The 26,877-nt window shown below is 66.1% G+C and carries 24 protein-coding genes; 20 read left to right on the top strand and 4 right to left on the bottom strand.

Annotation, left to right across the window (positions count from 1 at the left end; translation table 11 throughout):
• Positions 1–135: 135 nt before the first annotated feature.
• Genes pdhA through AC5RVN_RS07050 form a run of 3 tightly spaced genes read left to right on the top strand, consistent with a single transcriptional unit; the run spans position 136 to position 3,748 of the window.
• A complete protein-coding gene (gene pdhA / locus AC5RVN_RS07060) occupies positions 136–1,326 on the top strand; it encodes a pyruvate dehydrogenase (acetyl-transferring) E1 component subunit alpha (RefSeq protein WP_494137480.1) in 1,191 nt (396 codons plus the stop codon).
• Complete coding sequence (locus AC5RVN_RS07055) at positions 1,326–2,336, top strand: alpha-ketoacid dehydrogenase subunit beta (protein ID WP_494137479.1); 1,011 nt, start codon at positions 1,326–1,328, stop codon at positions 2,334–2,336. The genes pdhA and AC5RVN_RS07055 overlap by 1 nt, the downstream gene beginning before the upstream one ends.
• Positions 2,333–3,748 (top strand): dihydrolipoamide acetyltransferase family protein, encoded by a 1,416-nt coding sequence (locus AC5RVN_RS07050; RefSeq protein ID WP_494137478.1) that lies wholly within the window; start codon positions 2,333–2,335, stop codon positions 3,746–3,748. Before AC5RVN_RS07055 ends, AC5RVN_RS07050 begins: the two co-directional genes overlap by 4 nt.
• A 97-nt stretch (positions 3,749–3,845) precedes the next feature.
• Here the strand turns inward: AC5RVN_RS07050 and AC5RVN_RS07045 are convergent, their stop codons facing one another.
• Positions 3,846–4,547, bottom strand: coding sequence for an SACE_7040 family transcriptional regulator (locus AC5RVN_RS07045; RefSeq protein WP_494137705.1), 702 nt, complete (start codon positions 4,545–4,547; stop codon positions 3,846–3,848).
• A gap of 185 nt (positions 4,548–4,732) precedes the next feature.
• Between AC5RVN_RS07045 and AC5RVN_RS07040 the strand changes: the two genes are divergently transcribed.
• The 7 genes from AC5RVN_RS07040 to AC5RVN_RS07010 are packed head-to-tail and all read left to right on the top strand — an operon-like array spanning position 4,733 to position 12,767.
• Positions 4,733–6,340 carry a carboxyl transferase domain-containing protein gene (locus AC5RVN_RS07040; protein WP_494137477.1) on the top strand — a complete coding sequence of 536 codons (1,608 nt, stop codon included), beginning with the start codon at positions 4,733–4,735 and terminating at the stop codon, positions 6,338–6,340.
• Between the two features lie 11 nt (positions 6,341–6,351).
• Positions 6,352–8,640, top strand: a complete 2,289-nt coding sequence (locus AC5RVN_RS07035; protein WP_494137704.1) for an acetyl/propionyl/methylcrotonyl-CoA carboxylase subunit alpha — start codon at positions 6,352–6,354, stop codon at positions 8,638–8,640.
• Between the two features lie 2 nt (positions 8,641–8,642).
• Entirely contained in the window at positions 8,643–9,806 is a 1,164-nt protein-coding gene (locus AC5RVN_RS07030; RefSeq protein WP_494137476.1) for an acyl-CoA dehydrogenase family protein, read from the top strand.
• A 48-nt stretch (positions 9,807–9,854) separates the two neighbouring features.
• On the top strand, positions 9,855–10,622 hold the full coding sequence (locus tag AC5RVN_RS07025; RefSeq protein ID WP_494040887.1) for a CoA transferase subunit A: 768 nt from the start codon (positions 9,855–9,857) through the stop codon (positions 10,620–10,622).
• Positions 10,623–10,624: 2 nt separating this feature from the next.
• Positions 10,625–11,395, top strand: a complete 771-nt coding sequence (locus AC5RVN_RS07020) for a CoA transferase subunit B (RefSeq protein ID WP_494104704.1) — start codon at positions 10,625–10,627, stop codon at positions 11,393–11,395.
• Complete coding sequence (locus AC5RVN_RS07015; RefSeq protein WP_494104705.1) at positions 11,392–11,931, top strand: MaoC family dehydratase; 540 nt, start codon at positions 11,392–11,394, stop codon at positions 11,929–11,931. Before AC5RVN_RS07020 ends, AC5RVN_RS07015 begins: the two co-directional genes overlap by 4 nt.
• Positions 11,928–12,767, top strand: coding sequence for an HpcH/HpaI aldolase/citrate lyase family protein (locus AC5RVN_RS07010; RefSeq protein WP_494137475.1), 840 nt, complete (start codon positions 11,928–11,930; stop codon positions 12,765–12,767). Before AC5RVN_RS07015 ends, AC5RVN_RS07010 begins: the two co-directional genes overlap by 4 nt.
• Here AC5RVN_RS07010 and AC5RVN_RS07005 read toward each other — a convergent pair.
• Positions 12,764–14,233, bottom strand: coding sequence for a lipase maturation factor family protein (locus AC5RVN_RS07005; RefSeq protein WP_494104738.1), 1,470 nt, complete (start codon positions 14,231–14,233; stop codon positions 12,764–12,766). The two genes, AC5RVN_RS07010 and AC5RVN_RS07005, sit on opposite strands and share 4 nt — an antisense overlap.
• A 72-nt stretch (positions 14,234–14,305) precedes the next feature.
• Here AC5RVN_RS07005 and dxr point away from each other — a divergent pair, with 72 nt between their 5' ends.
• The 10 genes from dxr to AC5RVN_RS06955 all read left to right on the top strand — a co-directional run bounded on the left by dxr (position 14,306) and on the right by AC5RVN_RS06955 (position 24,987).
• A complete protein-coding gene (dxr, locus tag AC5RVN_RS07000; RefSeq protein WP_494137474.1) occupies positions 14,306–15,490 on the top strand; it encodes a 1-deoxy-D-xylulose-5-phosphate reductoisomerase in 1,185 nt (394 codons plus the stop codon).
• 18 nt (positions 15,491–15,508) lie between these two features.
• Positions 15,509–16,840 (top strand): M50 family metallopeptidase, encoded by a 1,332-nt coding sequence (locus tag AC5RVN_RS06995; protein WP_494137473.1) that lies wholly within the window; start codon positions 15,509–15,511, stop codon positions 16,838–16,840.
• A gap of 129 nt (positions 16,841–16,969) precedes the next feature.
• Positions 16,970–17,647, top strand: a complete 678-nt coding sequence (locus AC5RVN_RS06990) for a MarR family transcriptional regulator (RefSeq protein WP_494040881.1) — start codon at positions 16,970–16,972, stop codon at positions 17,645–17,647.
• Positions 17,644–18,156 (top strand): hypothetical protein, encoded by a 513-nt coding sequence (locus AC5RVN_RS06985; RefSeq protein ID WP_494104708.1) that lies wholly within the window; start codon positions 17,644–17,646, stop codon positions 18,154–18,156. Before AC5RVN_RS06990 ends, AC5RVN_RS06985 begins: the two co-directional genes overlap by 4 nt.
• A gap of 81 nt (positions 18,157–18,237) precedes the next feature.
• The gene (locus tag AC5RVN_RS06980) at positions 18,238–18,531 is read left to right on the top strand and encodes a YciI family protein (RefSeq protein ID WP_494040879.1); all 294 of its coding nucleotides are present in this window, start codon (positions 18,238–18,240) and stop codon (positions 18,529–18,531) included.
• 34 nt (positions 18,532–18,565) lie between these two features.
• Positions 18,566–19,732 carry a flavodoxin-dependent (E)-4-hydroxy-3-methylbut-2-enyl-diphosphate synthase gene (ispG, locus tag AC5RVN_RS06975; RefSeq protein ID WP_494040878.1) on the top strand — a complete coding sequence of 389 codons (1,167 nt, stop codon included), beginning with the start codon at positions 18,566–18,568 and terminating at the stop codon, positions 19,730–19,732.
• Positions 19,695–20,585 carry a GNAT family N-acetyltransferase gene (locus tag AC5RVN_RS06970; protein WP_494137703.1) on the top strand — a complete coding sequence of 297 codons (891 nt, stop codon included), beginning with the start codon at positions 19,695–19,697 and terminating at the stop codon, positions 20,583–20,585. The genes ispG and AC5RVN_RS06970 overlap by 38 nt, the downstream gene beginning before the upstream one ends.
• Before the next feature lie 339 nt (positions 20,586–20,924).
• Positions 20,925–22,736, top strand: a complete 1,812-nt coding sequence (locus AC5RVN_RS06965; protein ID WP_494137472.1) for a proline--tRNA ligase — start codon at positions 20,925–20,927, stop codon at positions 22,734–22,736.
• A gap of 10 nt (positions 22,737–22,746) precedes the next feature.
• The gene (locus AC5RVN_RS06960; RefSeq protein WP_494137471.1) at positions 22,747–23,550 is read left to right on the top strand and encodes a sulfite exporter TauE/SafE family protein; all 804 of its coding nucleotides are present in this window, start codon (positions 22,747–22,749) and stop codon (positions 23,548–23,550) included.
• Positions 23,551–23,595: 45 nt separating this feature from the next.
• Positions 23,596–24,987, top strand: a complete 1,392-nt coding sequence (locus tag AC5RVN_RS06955) for a pyridoxal phosphate-dependent decarboxylase family protein (RefSeq protein WP_494137470.1) — start codon at positions 23,596–23,598, stop codon at positions 24,985–24,987.
• Between the two features lie 20 nt (positions 24,988–25,007).
• Here the strand turns inward: AC5RVN_RS06955 and AC5RVN_RS06950 are convergent, their stop codons facing one another.
• Together AC5RVN_RS06950 and AC5RVN_RS06945 are read right to left on the bottom strand one after the other, a co-directional pair.
• The gene (locus AC5RVN_RS06950; protein ID WP_494137469.1) at positions 25,008–26,069 is read right to left on the bottom strand and encodes an aminoglycoside phosphotransferase family protein; all 1,062 of its coding nucleotides are present in this window, start codon (positions 26,067–26,069) and stop codon (positions 25,008–25,010) included.
• A gap of 49 nt (positions 26,070–26,118) precedes the next feature.
• Positions 26,119–26,841, bottom strand: a complete 723-nt coding sequence (locus tag AC5RVN_RS06945; protein WP_494104712.1) for a VIT1/CCC1 transporter family protein — start codon at positions 26,839–26,841, stop codon at positions 26,119–26,121.
• Between the last annotated feature and the right edge of the window lie 36 nt (positions 26,842–26,877).

Genomic DNA, 26,877 nt, shown 5'->3' with positions numbered 1-26,877 from the left:
GACCTGGTGGTTGTACCCAATGAGCATTGTGAGTAGGGTCACAGTATCCGCGGCAACGGCGCCCGGGGGCCGGAGGCAGGCGGGACCACAAGTCCCCGAATCCGCTGGTCAACAACGTGAGAAGGTGCGGCTATCGTGTCTACAGACAGAACCGGCCAGGACGGCGCAAATACCCCGCTTGCAGATGCCGCGGGTGCTGATGCCGGGGCGGATATTCACCGGCAGGGCAAGGGTCTTGTCCAGCTGATCACTCCCCGGGGGGAGCGGATAAGCCACCCGGAATTCGACCCCTGGGTCCAGGACATTACTGACGAGCAGCTGTGCTCGCTGTTCGAGGACATGACTGTTGTCCGGCGCATCGACGTTGAAGCCACTGCCTTGCAAAGGCAGGGCGAACTCGCCTTATGGCCGCCACTGCTGGGGCAGGAAGCGGCGCAGGTCGGCTCCGCCCGGTCCCTGCGCGCGGACGACTTCGTTTTTTCCAGCTACCGCGAAAACGGTGTGGCCTACTGCCGTGGTGTCGGCCTGACGGACATCGTCCGGGTCTGGCGCGGAAACGCCTCGTCCGGCTGGGACCCCTACTCCATTAACATGGCCACGCCGCAGATCATCATCGGCGCCCAGACCCTGCATGCCACCGGATATGCCATGGGCATCCAGAACGACGGCGCCGATTCCGCGGCCGTCACCTACTTCGGCGACGGCGCCACCAGCGAGGGTGACGTCAACGAGGCGATGGTCTTTGCCGCGAGCTTTCAGGTGCCTGTCGTGTTCTTTTGCACCAACAACCACTGGGCCATCTCCGAGCCCGTGCGCGTTCAGTCGCACATCCAGCTCGCGGACCGGGCCGCCGGGTTCGGCATCCCCAGCCTCCGGGTGGACGGCAACGACGTCCTTGCCGTCATGGCGGCAACGCGGGTGGGCCTGGACCGTGCCCGCCGCGGCGGCGGCCCCACCTTCATTGAGGCCGTCAGCTACCGGATGGGCCCCCACACCACGGCCGATGACCCCACCCGCTACCGGGACCCCAATGAACTCGAGGACTGGGCAGCGAAGGACCCCATCAGCCGGGTCGAAGCGCTTTTGGACCGCAAAGGCCTCCTGACGGCAGGGTTCAAGCAGCAGGTCAAGGACAAGGCCGACGCCGTTGCACGGGACATGCGCACGGGCTGCACCACCATGCCGGAGCCCCAGCCGCTGGACGTTTTCAAGCACGTCTACAGCACCCCCAACTCCTGGCTGGACCGGCAGCAGGACCACTACACCCGTTACCTGGCCTCCTTCGGTGATCCCGCAGAAGCCGTCTCAAAAAAAGGTGAACGCTGATGACCCAGATGACCTTTGCCCGTGCCATCAACGCCGGCCTGCGCAAATCAATGGAAAATGACCCAAAGGTGGTCCTGCTGGGCGAGGACATCGGTGCCCTTGGCGGCGTCTTCAGGATTACAGACGGCCTGCAAAAGGACTTCGGCAGGCACCGCGTTGTGGACACGCCGCTGGCCGAGTCCGCCATCGTGGGAACCGCCGTGGGACTGGCCTACCGCGGCTACCGGCCCGTGGTGGAAATCCAGTTTGACGGCTTCATCTACCCGGCATTAGACCAGATCGTCAGCCAGGTGGCCAAACTGCACTACCGCACCCGCGGCGCGGTGAAAATGCCCATCACCATCAGGGTGCCGTTCGGCGGCGGCATCGGCTCACCTGAACACCACTCGGAATCCCCGGAAGCCTACTTCACCCACACCTCAGGGCTGCGGGTGGTGACTGTTTCCAGCCCCCAGGACGCGCATACCGTCATCCAGCAGGCCATCTCCTGCGACGACCCCGTCCTGTACTTTGAGCCCAAGCGCCGCTATCACGACAAGGGTGAAGTGGACGAGGCGCTTGACCCACTGTCAGCGGCACCCATGGACAAGGCGAGGGTGCTGGCGGACGGCACAGACGTCACCCTGGTGGCCTACGGTCCATTGGTAAAGACAGCACGGGACGCCGCCCTTGCCGCCGCGGACGAAGGCATCTCCATCGAAGTCATCGACCTTCGTTCGCTCGCGCCCGTGGACTACGACACCGTGATGTCCTCAGTCCGCAAGACCGGCCGCCTGGTCATCACCCACGAGGCGGGCCAGTCCGGAGGCCTCGGCGCGGAAGTGGCAGCGAGCATTACCGAACGGTGCTTCTACTACCTTGAAGCGGCGCCTGTCCGCGTGACCGGCTTCGACATCCCATACCCGTACTCCAAATTGGAAATGCACCACCTGCCGGGCCTGGACCGCATCCTCGACGGCGTGGACCGTGCCCTGGGCCGGCCCAACTCCCTCAGCGGGCTGGAAGGATGAGCGCCACCATGATCAAGGAATTCCGGCTCCCGGACCTGGGCGAAGGACTCACTGAATCGGAAATCCTCAGCTGGAAAGTGGGGGTGGGGGATACGGTGAGCCTGAACCAGGTAATCGCCGAGGTGGAAACCGCCAAGGCGGTGGTGGAGCTCCCGTCCCCTTTTGCCGGAGTCATCCGGGAACTGCACGAACAGCCCGGCACCATCGTGGAGGTAGGCAAGCCCATCGTCTCCTTTGAAGTGGCAGACGACGCCGGCACTGCCTCAGCAGGGTCCGGTACCGCTGCTCTGTCCCCGGCCGGCCCGGCCGCCTCCGCCGCGGGCCAGGAGGGGGAACCCGCCAGGAGGCAACCCAACCTCGTGGGGTACGGCGCCGTCGTCGAAAGCTCCGCCCGTCCGGCACGGCGCCCCCGCAACCTGCTCCGGGTTGCTGCGGCCCCGGTGGCCGAGGCAGCAGCGACAAAACCGTTGGTTGAGCCGGCCGGAACAGGGCCTGCCGTAACCGACCCTGGCGCAATGCGCCCCCGGTCCACTCCGCCCGTGCGGAAGTTTGCCAAGGACGCGGGCGTGGACCTGGCGCTGGTTCCAGCAACCGGCCCGCACGGCTTGATCACCCGCGAGGACGTCCAGCAATTCCTGGACGGCAGGTCGCCGAGGGCGGCTGCTCCTGCGTGGGAAGCAGAAACCCCGGTGCTGGCGGCACAGCAGGGCGGGCGGGAAACCCGGACGCCCATCAAAGGCGTGCGGAAGCTCACGGCGGCTGCAATGGTGCAGAGTGCCTTTACCGCGCCCCACGTCACCGAATTCCTCACGGTGGACGTCACCCCGTCGATGGAGCTCCTGGCCAGGCTCAAGGAAAGCCGCGGCTTCAGCGGCCACAAGCTGACTCCGCTCACCCTGGCGGCGAAAGCCGTACTCATCGCACTGCGGCGCAATCCCGCCCTCAACGCCCGATGGGACGAGCAGAACCAGGAGATTGTGACGTTCAACTACGTGAACCTCGGCATAGCCGCCGCGACGCCGCGTGGACTCACGGTTCCCAATATCAAGGACGCGGACACCCTGTCCCTGCTGCAGCTGGCCGATGCCCTGACGGAACTCACCGAAACCGCCCGGGCGGGCAAGACCACACCCGCGGACTTGTCCGGGGGAACTATCTCGATCACCAACATCGGTGTCTTTGGGATCGACGCCGGCACGCCCATCCTCAACCCGGGGGAGGCGGCCATCCTGGCGTTGGGAGCGGTGCGGAACATGCCGTGGGAGCACCAGGGCCAGGTGGCGCTGCGCCAGGTCCTCACACTGAGCCTGTCCTTTGACCACCGCCTGGTGGACGGCGAGCAGGGCTCCCGTTTCCTGGCAGATGTAGGCGCGATCCTCGCAGAGCCCGGAATGGTCCTCACGATGGTCTGAGCCGGCAGCTGCTGGACCGCTGCCGCCGGCCGGGTCTGCCGGGCCGCACGTTTCCTGCCGGGCCGCGCGTCCCTTCGGCTGTTGAAGAACCGGGGCCTTACGGGGAGCCCTGCGGGACCTCCACCAGCAGCGCAGCCAAAGCCATGCCCTCCAGCAGGGGACGGGCGGTTCGTGCCGCCACCTTCCGGCCGTGGCTGCGGACCGAGTGCGGCGTGGAGTTGATCAGTCCGAACGTGGCGTGCGCCCGCATCCGCAGCTCCGCGATGTCCGTGTCCGGATGCAGCCGGGCGAGCACGTCCACCCAGACTTCGACGTAATTCAGCTGAAGCGTACGCACGGCTGTCTGGTCCTGCTCGGACAGGTTGCTGAAGTCCCGGTCCTGTACCCGGATGACGTCAGGCTTGCCGAGGGCGAAGTCCACCTGGAACTCCACCAGGCGCCGCAGGGCGGAGGCGGGATCAGGATTTTGGTCAACAACGTCACGGCCGCCGTCCAGCAGTTCCTGGCTGACGGTCACCAGCAGGTCGGCAAGGACGGCCTGCTTGCCCGGAAAGTGACGGTAAACGGCCGGGCCACTGACTCCTGCCGCTGCTCCAAGGTCTTCAAGGGATACCCGGTTGAACCCGTTGACGGCGAACAGCGAAGCCGCGGCGGACAGCAGCGCCTGGCGGCGGTTTTCCTTGGCCTTGCCGCGCTGCGTTGACTGGACGCGCTGCGTTGACGGGACGCGCTGGGTGGCTGGTTCGGGCCGGCCGGCGGTAACGCCTGCCGGACCCGGATCCGCAGCCGGGGACTGGATCGAGGATCCTCGTCCGCCCGTCTTGGTGGCGTCGGTGCCGGCCACGTTTCCTCCTCGGCCCCGCGGCGTCAGCCAGAGCGGTATGTGTTGGACTTCACAGTTAATACAAACTAACCTGATTTTCAGTTATTGGGCGCTAACCGAGTTGCTTGGACAGCTCGGACCGGAACAGGAACGGACCGTCAATGGAGACCCTTGCCACCCGGCTTGACGCAACGGCCGAGGCCTTTGCGTCCAACCGCGCCGAGCAGCTGGCGCTCGCCGAGGAGCTGCGGAAAAAGCTGGCCGACGCCGCCCTGGGCGGGCCCGAAAAGTCCAGGCAACGCCACGTGGCCCGGGGAAAGCTCCTGCCCCGCCAACGCATCGACCAGCTGCTCGACGACGGCAGCCCCTTCCTCGAAATTGCGCCACTGGCCGCCACCGGGATGTACAACGATGAGGCCCCCGGCGCCGGCGTGATTGCGGGGATCGGGCTGGTTCACGGCAGGCATGTGCTGGTGATTTCCAATGACGCCACCGTCAAGGGCGGAACGTACTATCCGATGACCGTGAAGAAGCACCTGCGGGCCCAGGAAATCGCCTTCGAAAACCGGCTGCCCTGCATCTACCTGGTGGACTCCGGTGGGGCCTTCCTGCCCAAGCAGGATGAGGTTTTCCCGGACCGGGACCACTTTGGCCGGATCTTCTATAACCAGGCCAGGCTCTCGGCGGCCAAGATTCCCCAGATCGCCTCGGTCATGGGCTCCTGCACTGCCGGCGGTGCCTACGTTCCGGCCATGAGTGACGAGACCGTAATCGTCCGGAACCAGGGCACCATCTTCCTGGGCGGGCCGCCGCTGGTGAAGGCCGCGATCGGTGAAATTGTCACTCCTGAGGAACTCGGCGGCGGGGAAGTGCACTCCAGGATCTCCGGCGTGACGGACCACCTGGCCGAAAACGACGAACACGCGCTGCAGATCATCCGGGACATCGTGGCCACCCTGCCGCCGCCGGCACCACCGGTGTGGGAGGTGGCTGACGCCGTCGAACCCGCAGCAGATCCTGGCGGGATCTACGGCGCTGTTCCAACGGACGTCAACGCCCCGTACGACGTCCATGAGGTGATCGCCAGGCTGGTGGACGGCGGCCGGTTCCACGAATTCAAAAAGGAGTACGGCACCACCTTGGTGACAGGCTTCGCCAGGCTGCACGGGCACCCGGTGGGGATCGTGGCCAACAACGGCGTCCTGTTCAGCGAATCGTCCCTCAAGGGCGCGCACTTCATTGAACTGTGCGACCAGCGTGGAATCCCGCTTCTGTTCCTGCAAAACATCTCCGGTTTTATGGTGGGCAAGGATTCGGAGCAGGGCGGCATCGCGAAGAACGGGGCCAAGATGGTCACCGCCGTGGCGACAGCCCGTGTGCCCAAGCTGACGGTGGTGATCGGAGGCTCGTTCGGTGCCGGCAACTACTCGATGTGTGGCCGCGCCTATTCGCCGCGGTTCCTGTGGATGTGGCCCGCCGCCCGGATTTCCGTGATGGGCGGCAATCAGGCCTCCAGCGTCCTGGCCACCGTGAAGCGGGAGCAGTACGAGGCAGCCGGCCAGGAGTGGTCGGCTGAGGACGAGGAAAACTTCAAGGCGCCCATCCGCCGGCAGTACGAGGACCAGGGCAGCCCCTATTACTCCACCGCCCGCCTGTGGGATGACGGCGTGATCGATCCCGTGGACACCCGTACCGTCTTGGGGCTGGCACTGGACGTGGTGTCCCGCGCCCCGCTGCCGGAAACCTCCTTCGGCCTCTTCAGGATGTGAGCCCAGTGACCATGCCACTATCGCCGGCCGCCCGCGCGGAAGCATCCGCCACGGCACCGCCAAAACAGGATGCACTCTTCGACACCGTCCTCGTGGCCAACCGCGGCGAGATCGCAAGCCGCGTCATCCGGACGCTGCGCGCCCTGGGTATCCGGTCAGTCGCGGTGTACAGCGATGCCGACGCCGGCGCCCGGCACGTCCGCGAAGCTGACACTGCCGTCCGGATTGGCCCGGCCGCTGCCACCGAGAGCTACCTGAAGATCGAAGCCATTATCGAGGCGTGCCGCAAGACAGGGGCCGAAGCAGTGCACCCGGGCTATGGCTTCCTCAGCGAGAACGTGGACTTTGCCCGCGCACTGGACCAGGCAGGCATTACCTTCATCGGACCCGGTGTGGAGGCCCTGAATGTGATGGGGGACAAGATCCGGTCCAAGAACCACGTGGCCGGATACGGCGTTCCCGTGGTCCCCGGGGTTGCCCAACCGGGAATGACCGACCACCAACTGGCACAGGCTGCCGGGGCCGTGGGGTTTCCCCTCCTGATCAAACCCTCAGCGGGCGGGGGCGGCAAAGGCATGCACGAGGTGGAACGCCAGGAAGACCTGGTGCCGGCACTGGCCACGGCGCGAAGGGTGGCGGCAAGTGCCTTCGGCGACGACACCCTGTTCCTGGAGCGCCTGGTGTCCACCCCGCGGCACATCGAGGTGCAGGTCCTGGCCGACAACCACGGCAACGTCATCCACCTCGGCGAGCGCGAATGCTCGTTGCAGCGGCGGCACCAAAAGGTTATCGAAGAGGCTCCTTCACCGCTGCTTGAAGCACTCCCGGCAGGCGCCGCCATCCGTGCCCGCATCGGCGAAGCCGCGTGCAACGCAGCCCGCAGCGTCAACTACAGCGGCGCCGGAACCGTGGAGTTCCTCGTCTCCGACGATTCGCCGGAGGAGTTCTATTTCATGGAGATGAACACACGGCTGCAGGTGGAACACCCGGTCACCGAGATGGTCACCGGCATCGACCTCGTCGAGTGGCAGGTGCGGATCGCCGCGGGCGAGGAACTCACCGTCCGGCAGGCCGCCGTCGGACTTAACGGTCACGCAGTGGAAGCCCGGGTTTACGCCGAGGTGCCCGAGAAGAACTTCCTTCCGTCCACAGGCACGTTGCTCCTGCTGGACGAACTGCCCGGTGGGCCAAGGCGCCCCAGCGCCCCTTCCCAAACCCAGGTCACTGCCGGCAACGGCCTGGTGCGGGTGGACTCGTCCCTGGTGGAGGGGCTGGAGCTCTCGGCCAGCTACGACCCCATGATGTCCAAGCTCATCGCCTGGGGCGAGGACCGCGCGGCAGCCCTGGCCACCCTTGATACCGCCCTGGCAGGCTATACCGCACTGGGACTGGACACCAATGTGGAGTACCTGCGGTTGCTGATCAATGATCCCGACGTCCGCGCCGGCCGCCTCGATACCGGACTGATAGAGCGCAAACTGCCCAAGCTGACCTTCCGCCGGGTCGCCGACGCCGAACTGGTGGCGGCGGCACTCCTCACCGTCGGTGCCGAGGCACAGAACAATACGCCCCCCGCGCCCGGCCTCTGGCAGGCACGCAATGGCTGGCGGCTGGGAGCACCTGCACCCCGCCGCATCAGTTTGGGAACGCCCGACGGCGGCGTGGCAACCGTAAGCATCAGCGGCGCATCACCAGACGGTACTGCGCTTGGCACTGTGCCCGCGGGAGGCAGGACCCCCGGCGGCACTGTCCTCGTGGCTGTGGACAGCGGGCCCGCGCGACCGGCGCGGCTGGAGTACCTTTCCCCCCGCGCCGCCGTGCTGACCCTCGACGGCCAGAGCACCACCTACGCCGTAGCACCGGTCTTCCGTGGGCCGGTGACACCTAACAATGACCACCCGGTTGCAGGAGTACCGGCGGAACTGTTCCTGGGCAATGAAGGCTGGTCCTGCCGGCTGGAAATACTCACCCGTGAGTCACGGCTGGAACGGGTCCTGGCAGCTGTCCACCGGGAGGAGGGCGCCGCCGATCCCGCCGTCCGCTCCCCAATGCCGGGGACCGTGGTGTCCGTCGCGGTCAGCGACGGAGAGGCCGTGGTGGCCGGGCAGGTGCTGGCGTCGGTGGAGGCGATGAAGATGGAACACCATTTGCTGGCACCGCTGGACGGAACGGTCCACCTCAGTATCCGGCCGGGGGACCCCGTCAAGGCAGACCAGGTCCTGGCCACCATCCACGCCACCCACCCGGAGGCCGCCGCAGAACAGCCACACGACACCCCTTCAGATGGCAAAGGAGCCTAGACATGGCAGGTTTTGAACTCAGCGAGGAATACCAGGACCTCAGCGACACAGTCCGGGACTTCGCGGACAACGTGGTTGCCCCGGTATCGGCCAAGCACGACGAAGAGCACAGCTTCCCCTACGGGGTAGTGAAGCAGATGGCGGAAATGGGGCTGTTCGGACTGCCCTTCCCCGAGGAATTCGGCGGCATGGGCGGGGACTACTTCGCCCTTGCCCTGGCACTGGAGCAGCTGGGCCGGGTGGACCAGTCCGTTGCCATCACCCTCGAGGCAGGCGTGTCCCTCGGCGCCATGCCGATCTACCGCTTCGGAACCGGGGAACAGAAGCAGGAGTGGCTGCCCCTGCTGGCGTCCGGCCAGGCGCTCGCGGGCTTCGGCCTGACCGAACCGGAGGCGGGATCCGACGCCGGCGGCACCAAGACCTCCGCCCGGCGTGAGGCAGGGCAATGGGTGATCAACGGCAACAAGGAGTTCATCACCAACTCCGGCACGGACATCACCCGGCTTGTCACGGTCACAGCCGTCACCGGACAGAAGGAACGCGCGGACGGCGGCATCCAAAAGGAAATATCCACCATCCTGGTCCCCACGGACACGGAAGGCTTCAAAGCGGAGAAGCCGTACAACAAGGTGGGCTGGAACGCCTCGGACACCCACCCGCTGACGCTGAAGGACGTGCGTGTCCCGGAGTCGAACCTGCTGGGGGTGGAGGGCCGCGGCTACGCCAACTTCCTGTCCATCCTCGATGAGGGCCGCATCGCGATCGCAGCCTTGGCCACCGGCGCCGCCCAGGGCTGCGTGGATCTGTCGGTCAAATACGCGAAGGAACGGAGCGCCTTCGGCAACCAAATTGGCAAGTACCAGGCGATCTCATTCAAGATCGCCCGCATGGAGGCAAGGGCCCATACCGCCCGCCTGGCTTACTACGACGCGGCGTTCCGCATGCTGGCCGGAAAGCCGTTCAAGACCCAGGCGGCCATCGCTAAGATGGTCGCAGGCGAGGCGGCCATGGACAACGCGCGGGATGCCACCCAGGTGTTCGGCGGCTATGGCTTCATCAATGAGTTCACCGTGGCACGCCATTACCGCGACTCCAAGATCCTTGAAGTGGGGGAGGGCACCACGGAGGTCCAGTTGATGCTGATTGCCCGCGAACTGGGTCTGTAGTACCGGGCGCTTGCCCCATGGAACCGAGCCGGCCTGAAGGGATTACCGATGATAGATAAGGTTGTTGCCACCGCAGAGGAGGCTGTAGCGGACATCCCGGACGGCGCCTCCCTGGCCGTGGGGGGCTTCGGTTTGTGCGGCATCCCGGTGTCCCTCATTGACGCGCTGCACCGGGCCGGAACAACGGAACTGGAAACGGTGAGCAACAACTGCGGCGTGGACGACTGGGGCCTGGGCATACTGCTTCGGGACGGCCGGATCCGCCGGACCATCAGCTCCTACGTCGGCGAGAACAAGGAGTTCGCCCGCCAGTACCTGGCCGGTGAGCTTGAGGTGGTGCTCACTCCGCAGGGCACCCTTGCAGAGAAACTCCGGGCAGGCGGCGCCGGCATCCCGGCCTTTTTCACCAAGGCCGGCGTAGGCACCCAGGTGTCCGACGGCGGCCTGCCGCAGAAATACGACGCCCACGGCGGGATCGCCATCGCTTCGGCCCCGAAGGAGGTGCGCACCTTCGCCGGGGTCGATTACGTGCTGGAGGAGGCCCTGACCCCGGACTTTGGCCTGGTCCACGCCTGGAAGGGCGACCGCCACGGAAACCTGGTCTTCCACGCCACCGCCATGAACTTCAACCCGCTGTGCGCCATGGCCGGGCGGATCACCATCGCGGAGGTGGAGGAACTGGTGGAACCGGGCGAGCTGGACCCCGAACACATCCACACACCGGGGATTTTCGTCCAGCGGGTAGTGCTGGCCCCGGACGCCGAAAAGCGGATTGAAAAGCGGACCGTCGCCCTCAACCAGCAGGCAGGAGCATAGCCATGGACCCGAACAGCCCCTACGCGCCACGGCCTGAAGGCGTACGTCCGGAGTACCGCCGCGCAGCCTCCCAACACGACGCCCCGGGCGACGGACGGGACACGTCCCAAACCAAGGGCTGGACGCGGAACGAACTGGCCGCCCGGGTGGCCCGGGAGCTCAGCAACGGCCAGTACGTCAACCTGGGCATCGGCATGCCAACCCTCATTCCCAACTACATCCCTGCCGGGGTGGAAGTGGTGCTCCATTCCGAAAACGGGATTCTCGGCGTCGGACCTTATCCGGCGGAGGATGCCGTAGACCCGGACCTGATCAACGCCGGCAAGGAAACTGTCACGGTCAACAAGGGGGCTGCCTTCTTCGACTCGGCAACTTCCTTCGGAATGATCCGCGGCGGGCACGTGGATGTCGCCGTACTCGGTGCCATGGAGGTGGCCGAGAACGGCGATCTCGCCAACTGGATGATTCCGGGCAAGATGGTCAAGGGAATGGGCGGGGCCATGGACCTGGTGTTCGGCGCCAAGAAGGTCATCGTGATGATGGAGCACGTGGACCGCAACGGGAACCCGAAGATCGTCCGGCAGTGCTCCCTGCCCCTGACGGGCAAAGGCTGCGTGGACCGGATCATCACGGACCTGGCAGTCATCGACGTCGTCGACTCAGCAGGCTCGCGCCTGGTACTCCGGGAACTGGCGCCCAACGTTTCCGTGGAGGACGTGGCAGCGGCCACCGGTGCCGAGCTTTTCGAGGAAGACCGGGAACTGACTGTATGAGGGGCGGCAGGAATTCCGGCGACGGGCTGCGCCAGATCGAGCAGCGCGGACTGTACTTCGATGAGCTGGAGGAGGGCGTGCTGTACGCCCACCGTCCCGGCCGGACCGTCACGGAAGCGGACAACGTCCTGTTCACCACGCTGACAATGAACACCCAGGCGCTGCACCTCGACGCTGCCTGGAGCGCAGGCCAGCCTTTCGGCCAGCGGCTGGTGAACTCCATGTTCACCCTCGCCACCATGGTGGGCCAGTCCGTTTCCCAGCTCACCCAGGGCACCATCATCGCCCAACTGGGCCTCACCGACGTCTCCTTCCCGCACCCGCTGTACCACGGCGACACCCTTTACACCGAGACGGTGATCGCCGGGAAACGGCTCTCGTCATCCCGCCCCGGCCAGGGCATCGTCAGCATGGAACACACCGGCCGCAACCAGGACGGCACCGTGGTTGCACTGGCGAAGCGCAGTTGCCTGATGTGGACGCGGGACGCGCACGCTCGGCAGCCCGGCCCGGGAGAGGGGACAATACCGGTATGACCTTTGTGATGGGACCTGCCCTGCTTTTCTGCCCGGCGGACCGGCCTGAGCGCTACCAGAAAGCCGCCACCCGCGCCGACGCCGTCATTCTGGACCTTGAGGACGCCGTCGCCCCGGCGGACAAACAACGCGCCCGCGGTGCCATCCTTGCGCAGCTCGGTGCTGCCGGCGACGTGCCCGAGCTGGACCCGAGCCGGACCATTATCCGGGTAAACCCTGCCGGGAGCGAAGAATTCGAGAAGGACCTGCACTGCCTGGCCCACACGCCCTACAAAACCGTGATGCTCGCGAAAGCCGAGAGCACCGCGCAGGTGGATGCCCTGGCCCGCTACCAGGTGATTGCACTGTGTGAAACGGCCGCCGGCGTCCTCAACGCCCCGGCAATCGCCGCGGCCCCCAACGTAGTGGCCCTGATGTGGGGAGCTGAGGACCTGCTGGCGTCACTGGGCGGGAACTCCAGCAGGACGGACGATGGCGGCTACCGGGCCGTCGCGCTCCACGCCCGGTCCTCAGTCCTGCTCGCCGCACGGGCCTTCGGCAAGGAAGCGGTGGACGCCGTCTACACCAACATTCCGGACCTGGCGGGCCTGGCGGCGGAAGCGGCGGATGCGGTGGCGTCAGGCTTCGGTTCCAAGGCATGCATCCATCCCAGCCAGGCAGCAGTGGTGCGGGGGACCTATGCGCCCTCGGAAGCGGAGGTCTCGGCTGCCGCAGCGCTGCTCCAGGCCGCGGCGGCGGCAGGACAGGGCGTTTTCCAATACAACGGCCACATGGTTGACGGGCCCATCCTCCGGCACGCCGAGGCAGTTATCCGCCGTGCAGGGGAGCACGCCTAACGTTTGCGTCCGCTCGATTTCCGCAGCGAAACCGGGGGAATCGGCTCGTGGAGCAACGTCCGCACCCACCGGTCCCCGGTCTCCCGGAATTCCTGACGCGTCGCAAACCGGTAGTGGTAGCTGCGGACGCGCACCCAGTGCGGCGGCACGCCGTCGAACGGGTCCTGGCGAAGCAGCCGCAGCGTGGGGCGGTCCGCTTCCAGCAGTTTGCCGAGGAAAGCGTAGAACCACTCCTCATGGACGCTCCGCAGCGGCAGGAACCACATCAGCCAGTCCAGCCGGAGGTGGTACGGCGCCCACTGGCGCGGCACCCTGCGGACATCGCCCGGCTTGCCCTTGAAGCCGTACTCCTGCCACTTGGCGGAACTGTCCGGGTCCTCCTCCAGCGTGCCTTCCACCACGATCTCGATGCGCTTCCTGGTTACTGAACCGAACGCACCGTAGGTGTTGACCAGCTGCCACCGGTTGAAGCTGGCGTTCATGAGTTGCCGGCTGGAGAACAGGTTGCGCAGGGGCCAGTAGCTGAGCACCAGCAGCAAAAGGGTGACGGCCAGCGTGATGACCAGCCACCACAGCGGTGTCTCCCTGCCCGCGGCGGCTTCGCCGTGCCAGTCCAGCGGGATGACCGGCAGGACAGCATGCGCCACCGGGTCGCTCACCGCGGCGAACGCCAGCACAATGGCGATCCAGTTCAGCCAGGCGAAGTTGCCGGTGGCCACCAGCCACAGCTGGGTGAGGATGACCACCGCCGCCGCGACGCTGGCCACCGGCTGCGGCGCGAACAGGAAAAAGGGCACCACCAGCTGGGCGAAATGGTTGCCGAGGACTTCAACTTTGTGGAGCGGTTTGGGCAGCAGATGCGCCTGCCGGCTCAATGGCCCCGGCATGGGCTGGGTTTCGTGGTGGTAGTACAGGGCGGTGAGGTCGCGCCATTCACGGCCGCCGCGGATTTTGATCATGCCGGCGCCAAACTCGAGCCGGAACACCAGCCACACGATCAGGATCAGGATGGTGCGCGGCGGGTCGGTCTGGTCCGACCCCAGGAAGGCCACGGTGAAGCCCGCCTCGAGGAGCAGCATCTCCCAGCCGAAGCCGTAGAAGGTCTGGCCCACGTTCACAATGGACATGTAGAGCAGCCACAGGCTCAGGAACGCAATGAGGGGAACCCAAGGCGGACCCTGCTGCGGGATGCCCGCCACCAGCAGCGCCGACACCACAAGCCCTGCCGCGCAGACCCAGCGCAGCAGCCGGTCCGAGTACCGCCAGCGGAATAGGGTGGGCCGGCGCAAACGGCTGAAACCGGACAGGTACTCAGGCGCCGGAAGGAGGCCCCGCTCGCCCAGCAGCGCGGGGAACTGGTTCAGTGAGGACAGGAACGCAACGAAATACAGTGCTGCCACGCCGCGCTGCAGCACCTGCCGGGCGAACTCGTATTCCGGCGCATCAAACCACGAGAGCCAGTCCACGGAGTCCACGTTACGCCCGGCCACCCGGGGTCAAGGCGCAGCGGGCCAAGGATGGTGCGCAATACTTAAGCAATGCAGCCACGCAAGATCGCCCTCCTTGGATCCACCGGCTCCATCGGCACCCAGGCGATTGACGTCGTCGACGGCGCCCCGCATCTTTTCGAGGTGGTGGCACTCAGTGCCGGGGGAGGCAACCTGGAGCTCCTCGCGCAGCAGGCGGTGCACACGGGAGCCGCGGCTGTGGGCATTGCCGGCGGCGACCCCCGACGCCTCGCACTGTTGATCGGGGAGGCCGCCGCCGCGGCCGGCAGGCACGGCTACCGGCCGGAGATCGTCGCAGGACCGGATGCATCCACCCGGATCGCAGAGGTCCAGGCAGACGTGGTGCTTAACGGAATCACCGGTTCCATCGGCCTGGCACCGACTTTGGCGGCCCTCAAGTCAGGCGCCACCCTCGCCCTCGCCAACAAGGAATCGCTTATTGTTGGCGGCTCTCTGGTGAAAGCGGCGGCACGGGAAGGCCAGATTGTCCCCGTGGACTCCGAGCACTCGGCTATCGCCCAGTGCCTGCGCTCGGGGTCGGCGGCCGAGGTGGACAAACTCATCCTCACAGCCTCGGGCGGCCCTTTCCGCGGCAGGACCAGGGCGGAACTCCACGATGTCGCTCCGCACGAGGCACTGGCACACCCCACCTGGGACATGGGCGTCATGGTCACCACCAACTCTGCCACCCTCGTCAACAAGGGACTGGAAGTGATAGAGGCACACCTGCTGTTCGACGTGCCGCTGGAACGGATCGATGTGGTGGTGCATCCCCAGTCCGTGGTTCACTCCATGGTCCAGTTCATCGACGGGTCGATCATTGCCCAGGCGTCCCCGCCGGACATGCGCCTCCCGATCGCCCTGGGGCTGGGCTGGCCGGACAGGGTGCCCAACGCCGCCGCGGCCTGCGACTGGACCCAGGCGTCCACGTGGACTTTCGAGCCCCTGGACGTGGCTGCCTTCCCTGCCGTTGACCTTGCCAAGGACGCGGCCAAACGGGGCAGCACCTTTCCCGCCGTGTTTAACGCCGCCAACGAGGAAGCCGTGACGGCCTTCCATGCCGGCCGGATCAGGTTCACGGACATTGTGGACACCGTGGCCGCCGTCCTCAGCGAACATTCAGGCTCCTCCGGGCTGACAGTGGAAACTGTGCTGGATGCTGAAAGCTGGGCACGCGCACGCGCCAATGAACGTTTAGCAGTCAGCAGTCTCTAGGAAGCAGCAAGTACCTCCATGACCCCCGTTTTCCTCTTTATCCTCGGTGTCGTCTTTGTGGCCATCGGCATCGCTGCCTCCATCGCGCTCCACGAAGTGGGCCACCTCGTGCCCGCCAAGCTCTTCAGGGTCCGCGTCACCAAGTACATGATCGGGTTTGGCCCCACACTCTGGTCACGGCGGAAAGGCGAGACGGAGTACGGCGTGAAGGCCATTCCGCTGGGCGGTTACGTCTCCATGATCGGGATGTACCCGCCCAACCAGGAGGACGGATCCGTCAGGCCCTCCAGCACGGGAATGTTCCAGACGCTGGCAACGGAAGCACGGTCCGCCGCCCAGGAGGAAGTTGGCCCGGGTGATGAAAACCGGGTGTTTTACCGGCTTCCCGTATGGAAAAAGATCATCGTGATGCTGGGCGGCCCGGCCATGAACATGGTCCTCGGCGTGGTGCTGACCGCTGTCCTGCTGATGGGCTTTGGCATGGCCACCGCCACCACCACCATCTCGGACGTCTCCAAATGCCAGGTGGCGGCGGGCGAAACCATTGACCCGGATTCAGCGGACTGCCAGCTTACGCCGGCCGCGGCCGCAGGCCTGAAACCCAACGACACCATCACTTCCTTTGACGGGAAAGCCGTTACCAGCTGGGACCAGTTGACTGAATGGATCCGGGCTTCGGCAGGGCGTGAAGTAGCCATTACGGTGGAGCGGGACGGTGCCCGCGTTTCCACCACCGTGACGCCGGTACTGTCGGCCAGGCCCATCATCGGTGCGGATGGCCGGCAGGCGACGGACGACGCCGGCACCCTCCTTTACCAGGACGTCGGCTTCCTGGGCATTGGCGCGCAGACAGAACTGGTGCCCCAGCCGGCGTCGTCCGTTCTGCCCATGGCCGGCGAAAACATCCGGCAGGTGGCAGGAGTGGTCTTCAACCTCCCCGCCCGGGTGGTAGGCGTGGCGAAAGCCGCCTTCAGCGAGGAGCCCCGCGACCCCAACGGCCCCATCAGCGTGGTGGGTGTGGGCCGGGTGGCCGGTGAAGTGGCCGCCATGGAGGAGATCCCCGTACAGTCCCGGGTGGCCACCCTGGTGGGACTGCTGGCCGGGCTGAACTTCGCCCTGGCGGTCTTCAACCTGATCCCGCTATTGCCGCTGGACGGCGGTCACGTAGCCGGTGCGCTCTACGAAGGGGCCCGGCGCCAAGTGGCCAAACTGTTCGGCAAGCCTGACCCAGGCGCCTTTGACATTGCCAGGCTGCTCCCTGTGACCTATGTGGTGGCCGCCCTGCTGATGGGCATGAGCGCGCTCCTCATCTACGCCGACATCGTCAAACCCGTCAACCTCTTCGGCTGACCTTCGAGCGCCTTGCGCGAGTTGCAAACCGGCTAAGGGTGATTCGCTTTCATCAGCCTCTGACGGCTGATATTGGATAATCAGCTATTACCGATTGATTATGTGCCGCCCGGTGTCTAGGGTCATGGCATGTACGTTCTGACCATTGACCAGCGCGGCAGCTCTTCGGACCGCGACCGGGTCCCTGACCTGATCTCCGCGCTCCGGACCCTCACGCCGGCACCCTTCGAACGCTCGGTTGGTGACGAACTCCAGGGCGTTGTGGAGAACGCCGCAGAGGTGGTGGATATAGCACTCCACGCGCTTCGGAGTGGCCACTGGTACGTCGGGATTGGGATAGGCAACGTACAGCTGGCGCCGGGGAACAGCCCCAGGGAGGGATCAGGCAGCGGCTTTGTGGCAGCGCGCAAAGCTGTGGAACTGGCGAAAAGTGCAGCGGGCCAGGTTCCGTTGTCAGTGGTAGCGGGCATTATGGGCCGTGGGGACCTCCCGTCCCAGGGAAAGGAAGGTGCCATGGCCAGCGCAAACGCCCAGGCGGTGCTGCGCCTGATCGGAAGGGTTGTGCAGCAGCGCACGGAGGCGCAGTGGCGGGTGGTGGACCGGCTGCGCGAGATCCAGGACGGCGAGGGCCGGCATGGCAGCCAGAAGCAGGTTGCCCACTCGTTGGGGATAACGGAGCAATCAGTGAGCCGGGCGGTCCTTCGCTCCGGCTGGCAGGAAGAATGGGCAGCCAGGCCGGCAGCAGCGATGCTTTTGGACCACGCCCACTTCCAGGCTGTCCATACCAGGAATGAGGCAGCCCAGTGACCGCACTGTGGGTTACGGCCGCGCTGCTCGTGGCCGGTTTCGCCGGTTGGCCGGTGACCGCCCTGGTGTTCCGGGTAGCCAGAACCATCGACGACAAAGCCGATGCCGCCAGAGCTGCGGAGGAGGCCAGCAGGGCAACCGAGGACCCGGCCGCGGACGTGACAGTGGACCCGCCCCGTGCCGGAACCCAAAACGTGGACGGGGAGCTCACAGCGGCAGCCGCCGCCCCGTCACCGGGTGCTTCAGCTGGGATGCCCCCTGTTTCCAGCCAGCGCATCCTCCGCGGCGGAGCAATTATTGGAGTACTGGAGCGGCTCGGCGTGTGCCTGGCAATCCTCACCGGCCAACCTGTGGCCATCGCCTACATCGTGGCCATTAAGGGCCTGGGCAGGTTCGCGGAGCTGAAGGAAACGCCCGTGGCAGCCGAACGCTTCATCATCGGAACACTGACCTCCATGCTGTGGGCTGCCGGAACGGCGGCGGTGGTTAAAGTGCTGTTCCTTTCCTGAGGCGTGCGCACTGTGCAGTCCCGTCGGCCCGGCAGGGCTCCCGGATGGGTGCTGGGGCAGGCGGGGCGATAGGGTAGCGGTATGACAGTTTTTGCCGTTGAGTACGTTTACGCCGCCGATTCCACCGAAGCCCGCAACGAGGCCAGGCCAGCCCACCGCGAATGGCTGGCGGGCCTTGCGCAGGATGGTGTCGTCCTTGCCAGCGGTCCGTACGGCGACGGCGCCGGAGCGCTGCTGATTTTCAAGACCGCAGACGAAGCCGCCCTGAATTCAATCCTCAAGCAGGATCCCTTTGCCGCCGCCGGAGTCATCGCCGGGACCCGCATCACGGAGTGGTCGCCCATCATCGGCGTGCTCGCCGGCCTCACCGCGTAGCCGCTTCGAAACCCTTTCAACTCTAGGAGTCCACGTGACCTCGGTCAGCCTGGGAATGCCGTCAGCACCGCCGCCCGTCCTCGCCCCCCGCCGTAAGACCCGCCAGATCAAGGTCGGTTCAGTAGGGGTAGGCTCAGACTTCCCCATCAGCGTGCAGTCCATGACCACAACCCCCACCACGGACATCAACGCCACCCTGCAGCAGATTGCGGAACTCACGGCGTCCGGCTGTGACATTGTGCGCGTGGCCTGCCCTTCCGCCGATGACGCCGAGGCATTGCCCATCATCGCCAGGAAGTCGCAGATTCCGGTCATCGCGGACATCCACTTCCAGCCCAAGTACGTCTTCGCGGCGATTGAGGCCGGTTGCGCCGCCGTGCGTGTGAACCCGGGCAACATCCGCAAGTTCGACGACCAGGTCAAGGAAATCGCGGCGGCCGCCCGGGACCATGGCACCTCCATCAGGATCGGCGTCAACGCCGGTTCGCTGGAACCGGGCATCCTGAAGAAGTACGGCAAGGCCACGCCGGAGGCACTGGTGGAATCCGCCGTCTGGGAAGCCTCCCTGTTCGAGGAGCACGGCTTCCACGACTTCAAAATCTCCGTCAAGCACAACGATCCGGTGATCATGGTGGCGGCGTACGAGATGCTGGCGGAGAAGGGCGACTGGCCGCTGCACCTTGGCGTCACCGAGGCCGGCCCGGCGTTCCAGGGAACCATCAAGTCAGCCACCGCCTTCGGCGCACTCCTGTCCCGGGGGATCGGTGACACCATCCGCGTTTCCCTCTCGGCTCCGCCGGTGGAGGAGATCAAGGTGGGCAACCAGATTCTCCAGTCCCTCAACCTGCGTCCGCGGAAGCTCGAAATCGTTTCCTGCCCGTCCTGCGGCCGCGCACAGGTGGATGTGTACACGCTCGCTGAGCAGGTCACGGCAGGACTCGAAGGCATGGAGATTCCGCTGCGGGTGGCCGTCATGGGTTGCGTGGTGAACGGTCCCGGTGAGGCCCGCGAAGCTGATCTTGGCGTGGCTTCCGGCAACGGCAAGGGCCAGATTTTTGTGAAGGGCGAAGTCATCAAGACTGTGCCCGAGAGCCAGATTGTTGAGACACTGATCGAAGAGGCCATGCGGATCGCGGAAGAGATGGGGGAGGCCGATGGCGAAGATGCTGTCAAGGGTAGCCCCGTGGTTAGCGTCTCGTAAGGACGCACCCGACCCCCCGGGGATTTCTGTCCGCACGCTGGACGGAACGGATACTGCCGCGCTCCGGATGCTGGCGCAGCAGGATCCGGTAACCAACGTCTTCATCCTTGCGCACCTGCGTGCTTCCGGTACCGCCGCTCCCACCAGCGGCGGCGCCGGCGTCATTGGCGTCTTCGACGACGGCGTGCTGGTAGGAGCGTGCTGGGCTGGGGCCAACCTGGTTCCGGTCCAGCTGGACCCCGATTTTGCCGGGGCCGTTGCGCGGGCAGCCAATGGGTCCGGACGCCGCTACGCCTCCGCCTTCGGTCCTGCCGAGTCGGTCCTTGCCCTCCACGCCGAACTTGTGGAACTGGGCCACCGGGCGCACGAGGTTCGCGCCGAGCAGCCCCTGATGACTATTGAAGGTCCGCCGTCGATCCAGCCCGATCCCGGCCTCGGTCTGGGATACCTCGCCGATTTTGACCGCATCCTTCCTGCCTGCGCGGCCATGTTCGAGGAGGAAGTGGGCTATTCCCCCTTCCTTGGCGGCAGGGAGTTCTACAGCCGGCGGGTGGAAGGCCTGATCCGCCAAGGCCATTCCCTCGTTCACCTTAACGACGCCCATGAAGTGGTGTTCAAAGCCGAACTTGGTGCCGTCACCTCGGAGGTCACCCAGGTCCAGGGCGTCTGGATGAACCCGCTGTACCGCGGCCAGGGCCTCAGCTCCGGCTACATGGCGGCCGTTGTGGAGCAGGCAAGGAAAATCGCTCCTATTACGAGCCTCTACGTCAACGGATTCAACGTGCGCGCCCGCGCCACGTACGAGCGGGTTGGTTTCCGGCAGGTGGGCACGTTCGCCACCGTGCTGTTCTAGGCTCTCCTGCCACTCGCCCCATTCTCACCTGCTGGTCTACGCCGCACCTGGACATGACGCTGATCAACGCCGATGGAAAGAATACTTGTCATTTGTGGGCCCCATCACTTAGGTTCGATTTAGCTGCGCTGGAGTGGCGTGGGCGGTCTCACCAGTCCTCACCAGTACTTAGGCGGTAACGGCTTTGAGCCACGCCCGGATGCGATGACCAGCCCTTTGGGGGGCCAGGGGCTTTGTATCCCGGGCGTGGCTCTGCTGTGCTTGGCGGTAGATTAGTACCCAGACGAAATGCCCGGCCTGCTGCTGCTCCAGCACCTCCCCAGAAACGGAAACCTTCCCGTGGTTACAAGACTGTCCCAGTTATTCCTGCGCACCCTGCGCGAAGACCCCGTCGACGCCGAGGTTGCCAGCCACCGCCTCCTGGTCCGCGCAGGCTACATTCGCCGCGCCGCCCCCGGCATCTACACCTGGCTGCCGCTGGGACTGAGCGTCCTGCGCAAGGTTGAAGCCATCATCCGGGAGGAAATGGCGAACATCGGGGCACAGGAAGTTCACTTCCCGGCGCTGCTGCCGCGCGAACCGTACGAGGCCACAAACCGCTGGACCGAGTACGGCGAAGGCCTGTTCCGCCTCCAGGACCGCAAGGGCGCGGACTACCTGCTGGCCCCTACCCACGAAGAAATGTTCACGCTGCTGGTCAAGGACCTCTACTCCTCCTACAAGGACCTGCCGCTCAGCCTTTACCAGATTCAGAACAAGTACCGGGACGAAGCCCGCCCCCGCGCGGGCCTCCTGCGCGGACGCGAGTTCATCATGAAGGACTCCTACTCGTTCGACGTCGACGACGCCGGCCTGGACGCCAGCTACGCGGCCCACCGCGGGGCCTACCTTCGGATTTTCGAGCGCCTCGGCCTGGAGGTTATCCCTGTCACTGCAACCGCCGGCGCCATGGGCGGCTCGAAGAGCGAGGAATTCCTGCACCCCACGGAGATTGGTGAGGACACGTTCGTCCGATCCGCCGGGGGCTACGCCGCGAACGTCGAGGCCGTCACCACTGTGGCGCCAGCGGAAATCGACTTCTCGGCTGCTCCCGCCGCCGAGGTCCTCGACACCCCTGATACGCCCACCATTGACACGCTCGTCGCAGCTGCAAACCAGCTCGCCCCGCGTTCATCAGCCGACGGCGGCGCGTGGACTGCCGCGGACACGCTCAAGAACGTCGTGCTCGCCGTCACCCTGCCCACCGGGGAACGGCAGCTCGTGGTCATTGGTGTCCCCGGCGACCGGGGCGTGGACCTGAAGCGCGTTGAGGCGAACATCGGCTCCTTCCTGCCAATCGCAGGCGAAATTGGCATCGAGGCCGCCAACGACGACGACCTCAAGAAGCAGCCGTTGATCGTGAAGGGCTACCTTGGACCCGGACTTGCACTGGACGAAGCACTGCTGGGCAGCGAGAGCGCCTCGAAGCTCCTGTACCTGGTGGATCCCCGCATTGTCAGCGGAACCGCCTGGATCACCGGCGCCAACGAGGCAGGCAAGCACGTCTTCGGACTGGTGGCGGGCAGGGACTTCTCGTGGGACGGCGTCATCGAGTGCACGGAAGTCCGCGAGGGCGACCCTGCCCCTGACGGCTCCGGCCCCCTGGAGATAGCCCGCGGAATCGAGATGGGCCACATTTTCCAGCTCGGCCGGAAGTACGCCGAAGCCCTGGAGCTGAAGGTCCTGGACCAGAACGGCAAGCAGGTTACCGTCACCATGGGCTCCTACGGCGTAGGTGTCACCCGGGCAGTTGCCGCGCTGGCCGAGTCCAACAATGACAGCAAGGGCCTGGTGTGGCCCCGTTCGGTGGCGCCGGCTGACGTCCACGTGGTGGCCGTCGGCAAGGGCGAGGACATCTTTGCCACCGCCGGGCAGCTGGCAGCAGACCTGGAAGCCGCGGGCCTTGAGGTCCTGCTGGATGACCGGCCCAAGGTCTCGCCCGGGGTCAAGTTCGGTGACGCCGAGCTGCTCGGCGTACCCACTATCCTTGCCGTGGGCCGCGGCCTGGTGGACGGCGTGGTGGAGATCAAGGACCGCCGCAGCGGTGATGCCGAGAACGTTGCCGTAGACAAGGCTGTTGACTACGTAGTCAACGCTGTCCGCGCCAGCTGACGCAGCAGGGGTGCTTCCAGGGCTTGAGTCCATCCAGCTCACCACGCTGGTACTGATTGTGCTTGCGGGTTTCGCTGCCGGGTGGGTGGACGCCGTGGTGGGCGGGGGCGGGCTGATCCAGCTCCCCGCCCTGTTGCTGGTCCCGGGCATCACGCCCGTGCAGGCACTGGCCACGAACAAGATGGGGTCCATTTTCGGAACTGCCACCAGCGCCGTCACGTACTACCGGCGGGTGGGACCGGACCTGCGGACGGCACTGCCAATGGCCGCAATCGCGTTGGCAGGCAGTTTCGGTGGTGCCGTCTTGGCCGCCACGCTGCCGTCCGCCGTGTTCAAACCCATAATTGTGGCCGCACTGGTGGCGGTTGCTCTGTTTACGGCACTTAAGCCGGACGCGGGCCACATCACCGCCCTGCGGCACAACGGACACAAGCACTATGTGGTGGCGTGCCTGATCGGTGCCGTCATCGGCTTTTATGACGGCCTGATCGGTCCTGGAACCGGTTCTTTCCTGGTCATCGCACTGGTTTCCGCGATGGGCTACGCGTTCCTCGAAGCCAGTGCCAAGGCCAAAATCGTGAACATGGCAACCAATGCCGGCGCCCTGATGTTCTTCCTGCCGCACGGCTCCATCCTGTGGGGACTCGGCTTGTTGCTGGGTCTTGCCAACATGGCCGGCGGGTACCTGGGAGCCAGGACGGCGGTAGCGCAGGGAAGCCGGTTTGTCCGTGTCGTCTTCCTGGTGGTGGTGGCCGCCCTGATCATCAAGCTCGGCTACGACGTCTGGCAGGAAAACTTCGCCCAACAGGGGTAGGCGGGAGCCTCCCGGGCACCAAAGGCGGGGGAGTAGCATGCAGCTATGCCACACGGCGAAGATGAGTACTCCAGTGCCCTGGCTGCCGCGGCAAGGCACGCCAAGGCCTGGCTGGGCAGCCTTCCTGACAGGCCGGTGGGTCCACGCCGGCCGGCCCAGGACCTCACCGGCGCCTTTGGCGGCCCGCTGCCTGCTCACGGCGTCCCTGCAGAAGATGTTGTTGAGCTCCTGGCTGAAACAGCCGAACCCGGACTGATGGCGATGCCGTCCGGCCGCTTCTTCGGCTGGGTCATCGGCGGGACACTGCCTGCCGCCCTCGCCTCAGACTGGCTGGTCAGCGCGTGGGACCAGAACGCCGGCCTCCGCTACGCCACCCCTGCCATGGCAGCCATCGAGGAAAGCGCCGGGACGTGGCTGCTGGAACTGCTGGGGCTTTCACCGGACTCCGACGTCGGCTTTGTCACCGGGGCCACCATGGCCAACTTCACCGGGCTGGCTGCCGCACGGTGGCGGCTCCTCTCGAACGCCGGCTGGGACCTGGACCGTGATGGGTTGAACGGAGCACCACGCATCAGGTGCTTCGTGGGCCGCGAACGGCATGACACCGTGGACCTCGCCCTCAGGTACCTGGGTTTGGGCAGGCCGGCAGTGGTTGACGTGGATGATCAGGGGCGGCTTGTTCCTGCTGCCCTCGAGGCGACGCTGGCTGAAGGTTCGGGGCCGGCCCTGGTATGCCTGCAAGCCGGGAACCTTCATTCCGGGGCGTTTGATCCGTTTGCCGACGCCATTGGCATCGCCCGGAACCATGGCGCCTGGGTCCATATCGACGGTGCATTCGGCCTCTGGGCGGCGGCAGTACCCGAACTGCGGAACCTGACCCGGGGCTATGAGGATGCCGACTCGTGGGGGACGGACGCCCACAAGACCTTGAACGTTCCCTACGACTGTGGCATCGCCATTGTGCGCGACGCAGCCGCCCTCCGGTCCGCCATGGGCCTGCACACCAGTTACCTCATCCAGGATGCTGAAGGTCCTGGTGACCCGTTTGAGAAGGTGCCGGAGCTGTCGCGCCGTGCCCGAGGGGTCCCCGTATGGGCTGCGCTGAAGAGCCTGGGCCGTGACGGCGTGGAAAACCAGGTGCGGGGCCTGGTGACGGCGGCTGCTGACATTGCCGCCGGCCTGGCAGGGCTCGACGGCGTGGAAGTCCTGAATGATGTCGGCTACACACAGGTCTGTATTGCGTTCGGCGATGACGCGACCACCCGCGCCGTAACGGCACGCATCATTGCGGACGGCAGGGTGTGGATGTCCGGCTCCCGCTGGCGCGACCGGGACATCCTGCGCATCTCCGTCAGCAACTGGCAGACATCAGGGGAAGAGGTGCGCACTGCCGTGGCAGCGGTGGAGTCCGCCCTCGCAGCCGTGGGGGGAGCATGAGCAGCGAGGCGCCACCGGCATCAGCGCGCGCCGGGAGTCTTGCCGGGTTCCGGAAGACGATGCGCTGACGGGAGCCCTTCCAGGGTTCTGCCGGCCAGGGTGCTGGCCACCCACAGGGACCGGGCAAGGTCCCCGCCCTGGCCTGGCCTCCCAGCGTATGCGAGGGCGTTTTCCACTTCCCGGGCGATGCCCCATTGCCGTGCCACGTCCGGGTCCAGGCCCGCGGCAGAGCTGAACTCAGCACAACGCTGCCGAAGCCCGGCTCCGGCGTTGTCCAGGGGCAAGCGGGACAGGCGGTTCCACAGCAGCGGGGCCACGGCGAACTCCGGCTCGCCAATCATGGGCTGCGGGTCGATGGCGGCGAAGCCTTCCGCCGTCGGAAGCGCCGGCGGGGCTCCAGAGCCTGCCGGTCCCGGCGCAGCGGGACGTGCCAGGACGTTGAGGAAGGACAGATCGGTATGTACCAGGACGTCGCATGCTGAACGCCGCCCTACCGCCCCACGGGTTTGGCACACCTCAAGTGCAGCTTCGAGGAGCCAGCGTGGAAAGGGGCGTCCCAGCTGTTCCCATTCCAGGGGCAGGTCATCGCTCCATTGCTCAGCCCGTGCGGCGATGTGTTCAAACTCCTGCCACTGCGGCCGGTCATCGGGGGCGATGCTCAGTTGCCGCAGCAGGCCGCCCCACACTTCCACAGCCTCTTCCATGGAAACAGCGGCGAGCGACCGTTCGCCGTCGAGCCTTTCCAGGAGCATGGCGCACGTACCTGCGTCTGAGGCCAGCAGTGCTGCCGCGCCCCGTCCCTGCCATAGGGCAAGGGCGTGCCGTTCAACCCGGGCTTCCTCGTGGGGGAAGGCGATCTTGAGGGCCGCCGCGGTGCCGTCCGCCTGCGTCACCGGGATGACCACTCCGCCGCGGCCGTTCCAGGGCAGTGCGCCGGGAGGCAGGTCCGGTGTCAGCTGCCAGTTCTCCAGCCGGCCCTTGATGAGGTCCGGCAGGGACGCGAGCCACGCCCGCCCTGCGCTGCTGCGGCTGTACCGCGCAGTGAGGTCAGGGGGGATTGGTACTGCCGCCGGCCCGCTCATCCCTTCCAGCCTAGGCGTACGGAAGCGGCCAGCGCCGCAGGGTACATCCTTAGACCACGCCCGTGGCTCCGAGCAGGCTGCCGACACTGAAGGTGGCTGCGAGGGCGAGGGCGCCGCCTGCAACCACCCGGGCAGCCGCCCGGACTTTTGAACCGCCGCCGATCCAGGCCCCAACCCCACCGGTCAGGGCCAGGGCAAGGAGGACCGCGGCGAAGGTGACGGGGACACGAAGCTCCGGTGGCGGGAGCAGGATGGCCAGCATGGGGAGGACGGCGCCGGTGACGAAAGCGATGGCAGAGGCGAAGGCGGCGTGCCAGGGGCTGACGATGCCGGTCTCGTCAATGTTGAGTTCGGCGGACAGGTGTGCGGCCAGTGCGTCGTGCGCTGTAAGTTCCTCGGCTACCCTGCCGGCTGTTTCCGGGCTGAGGCCTTTGGCCAGGTAAAGGGCCGTCAACTCGGCCAGTTCCTCTTCCGGTTCCTCCGCCAGTTCACGGCGTTCCTTTTCGATCAACGCGCGCTGGCTGTCACTTTGGCTGCTGACGGAGACATACTCGCCCAGCGCCATGGACACGGCCCCGCCCACCAGGCCCGCGGCTCCGGCTGTCAGTATCGGCCCGGTTGCGGCGGTGGCGCCGGCCACTCCAACAACTATCGCTGCAACGGAGACGATGCCGTCATTGGCGCCCAGCACCCCTGCCCGCAGCCAGTTCAGCCGCTGCGCGATGTCGTTGCCGTGCGGTTCGTTGTTGTGGAAAGGGGGTGCGGCGTCCATCCCTACAGCAAACCACCGGGCGCGGCAGGCTCGCCA

The organism is Arthrobacter sp. sptzw32 (assembly GCF_059089735.1).
The sequence above is the reverse complement of the archived record's forward strand: the minus strand, read 5'-3'. Positions and strand labels throughout refer to the sequence as shown.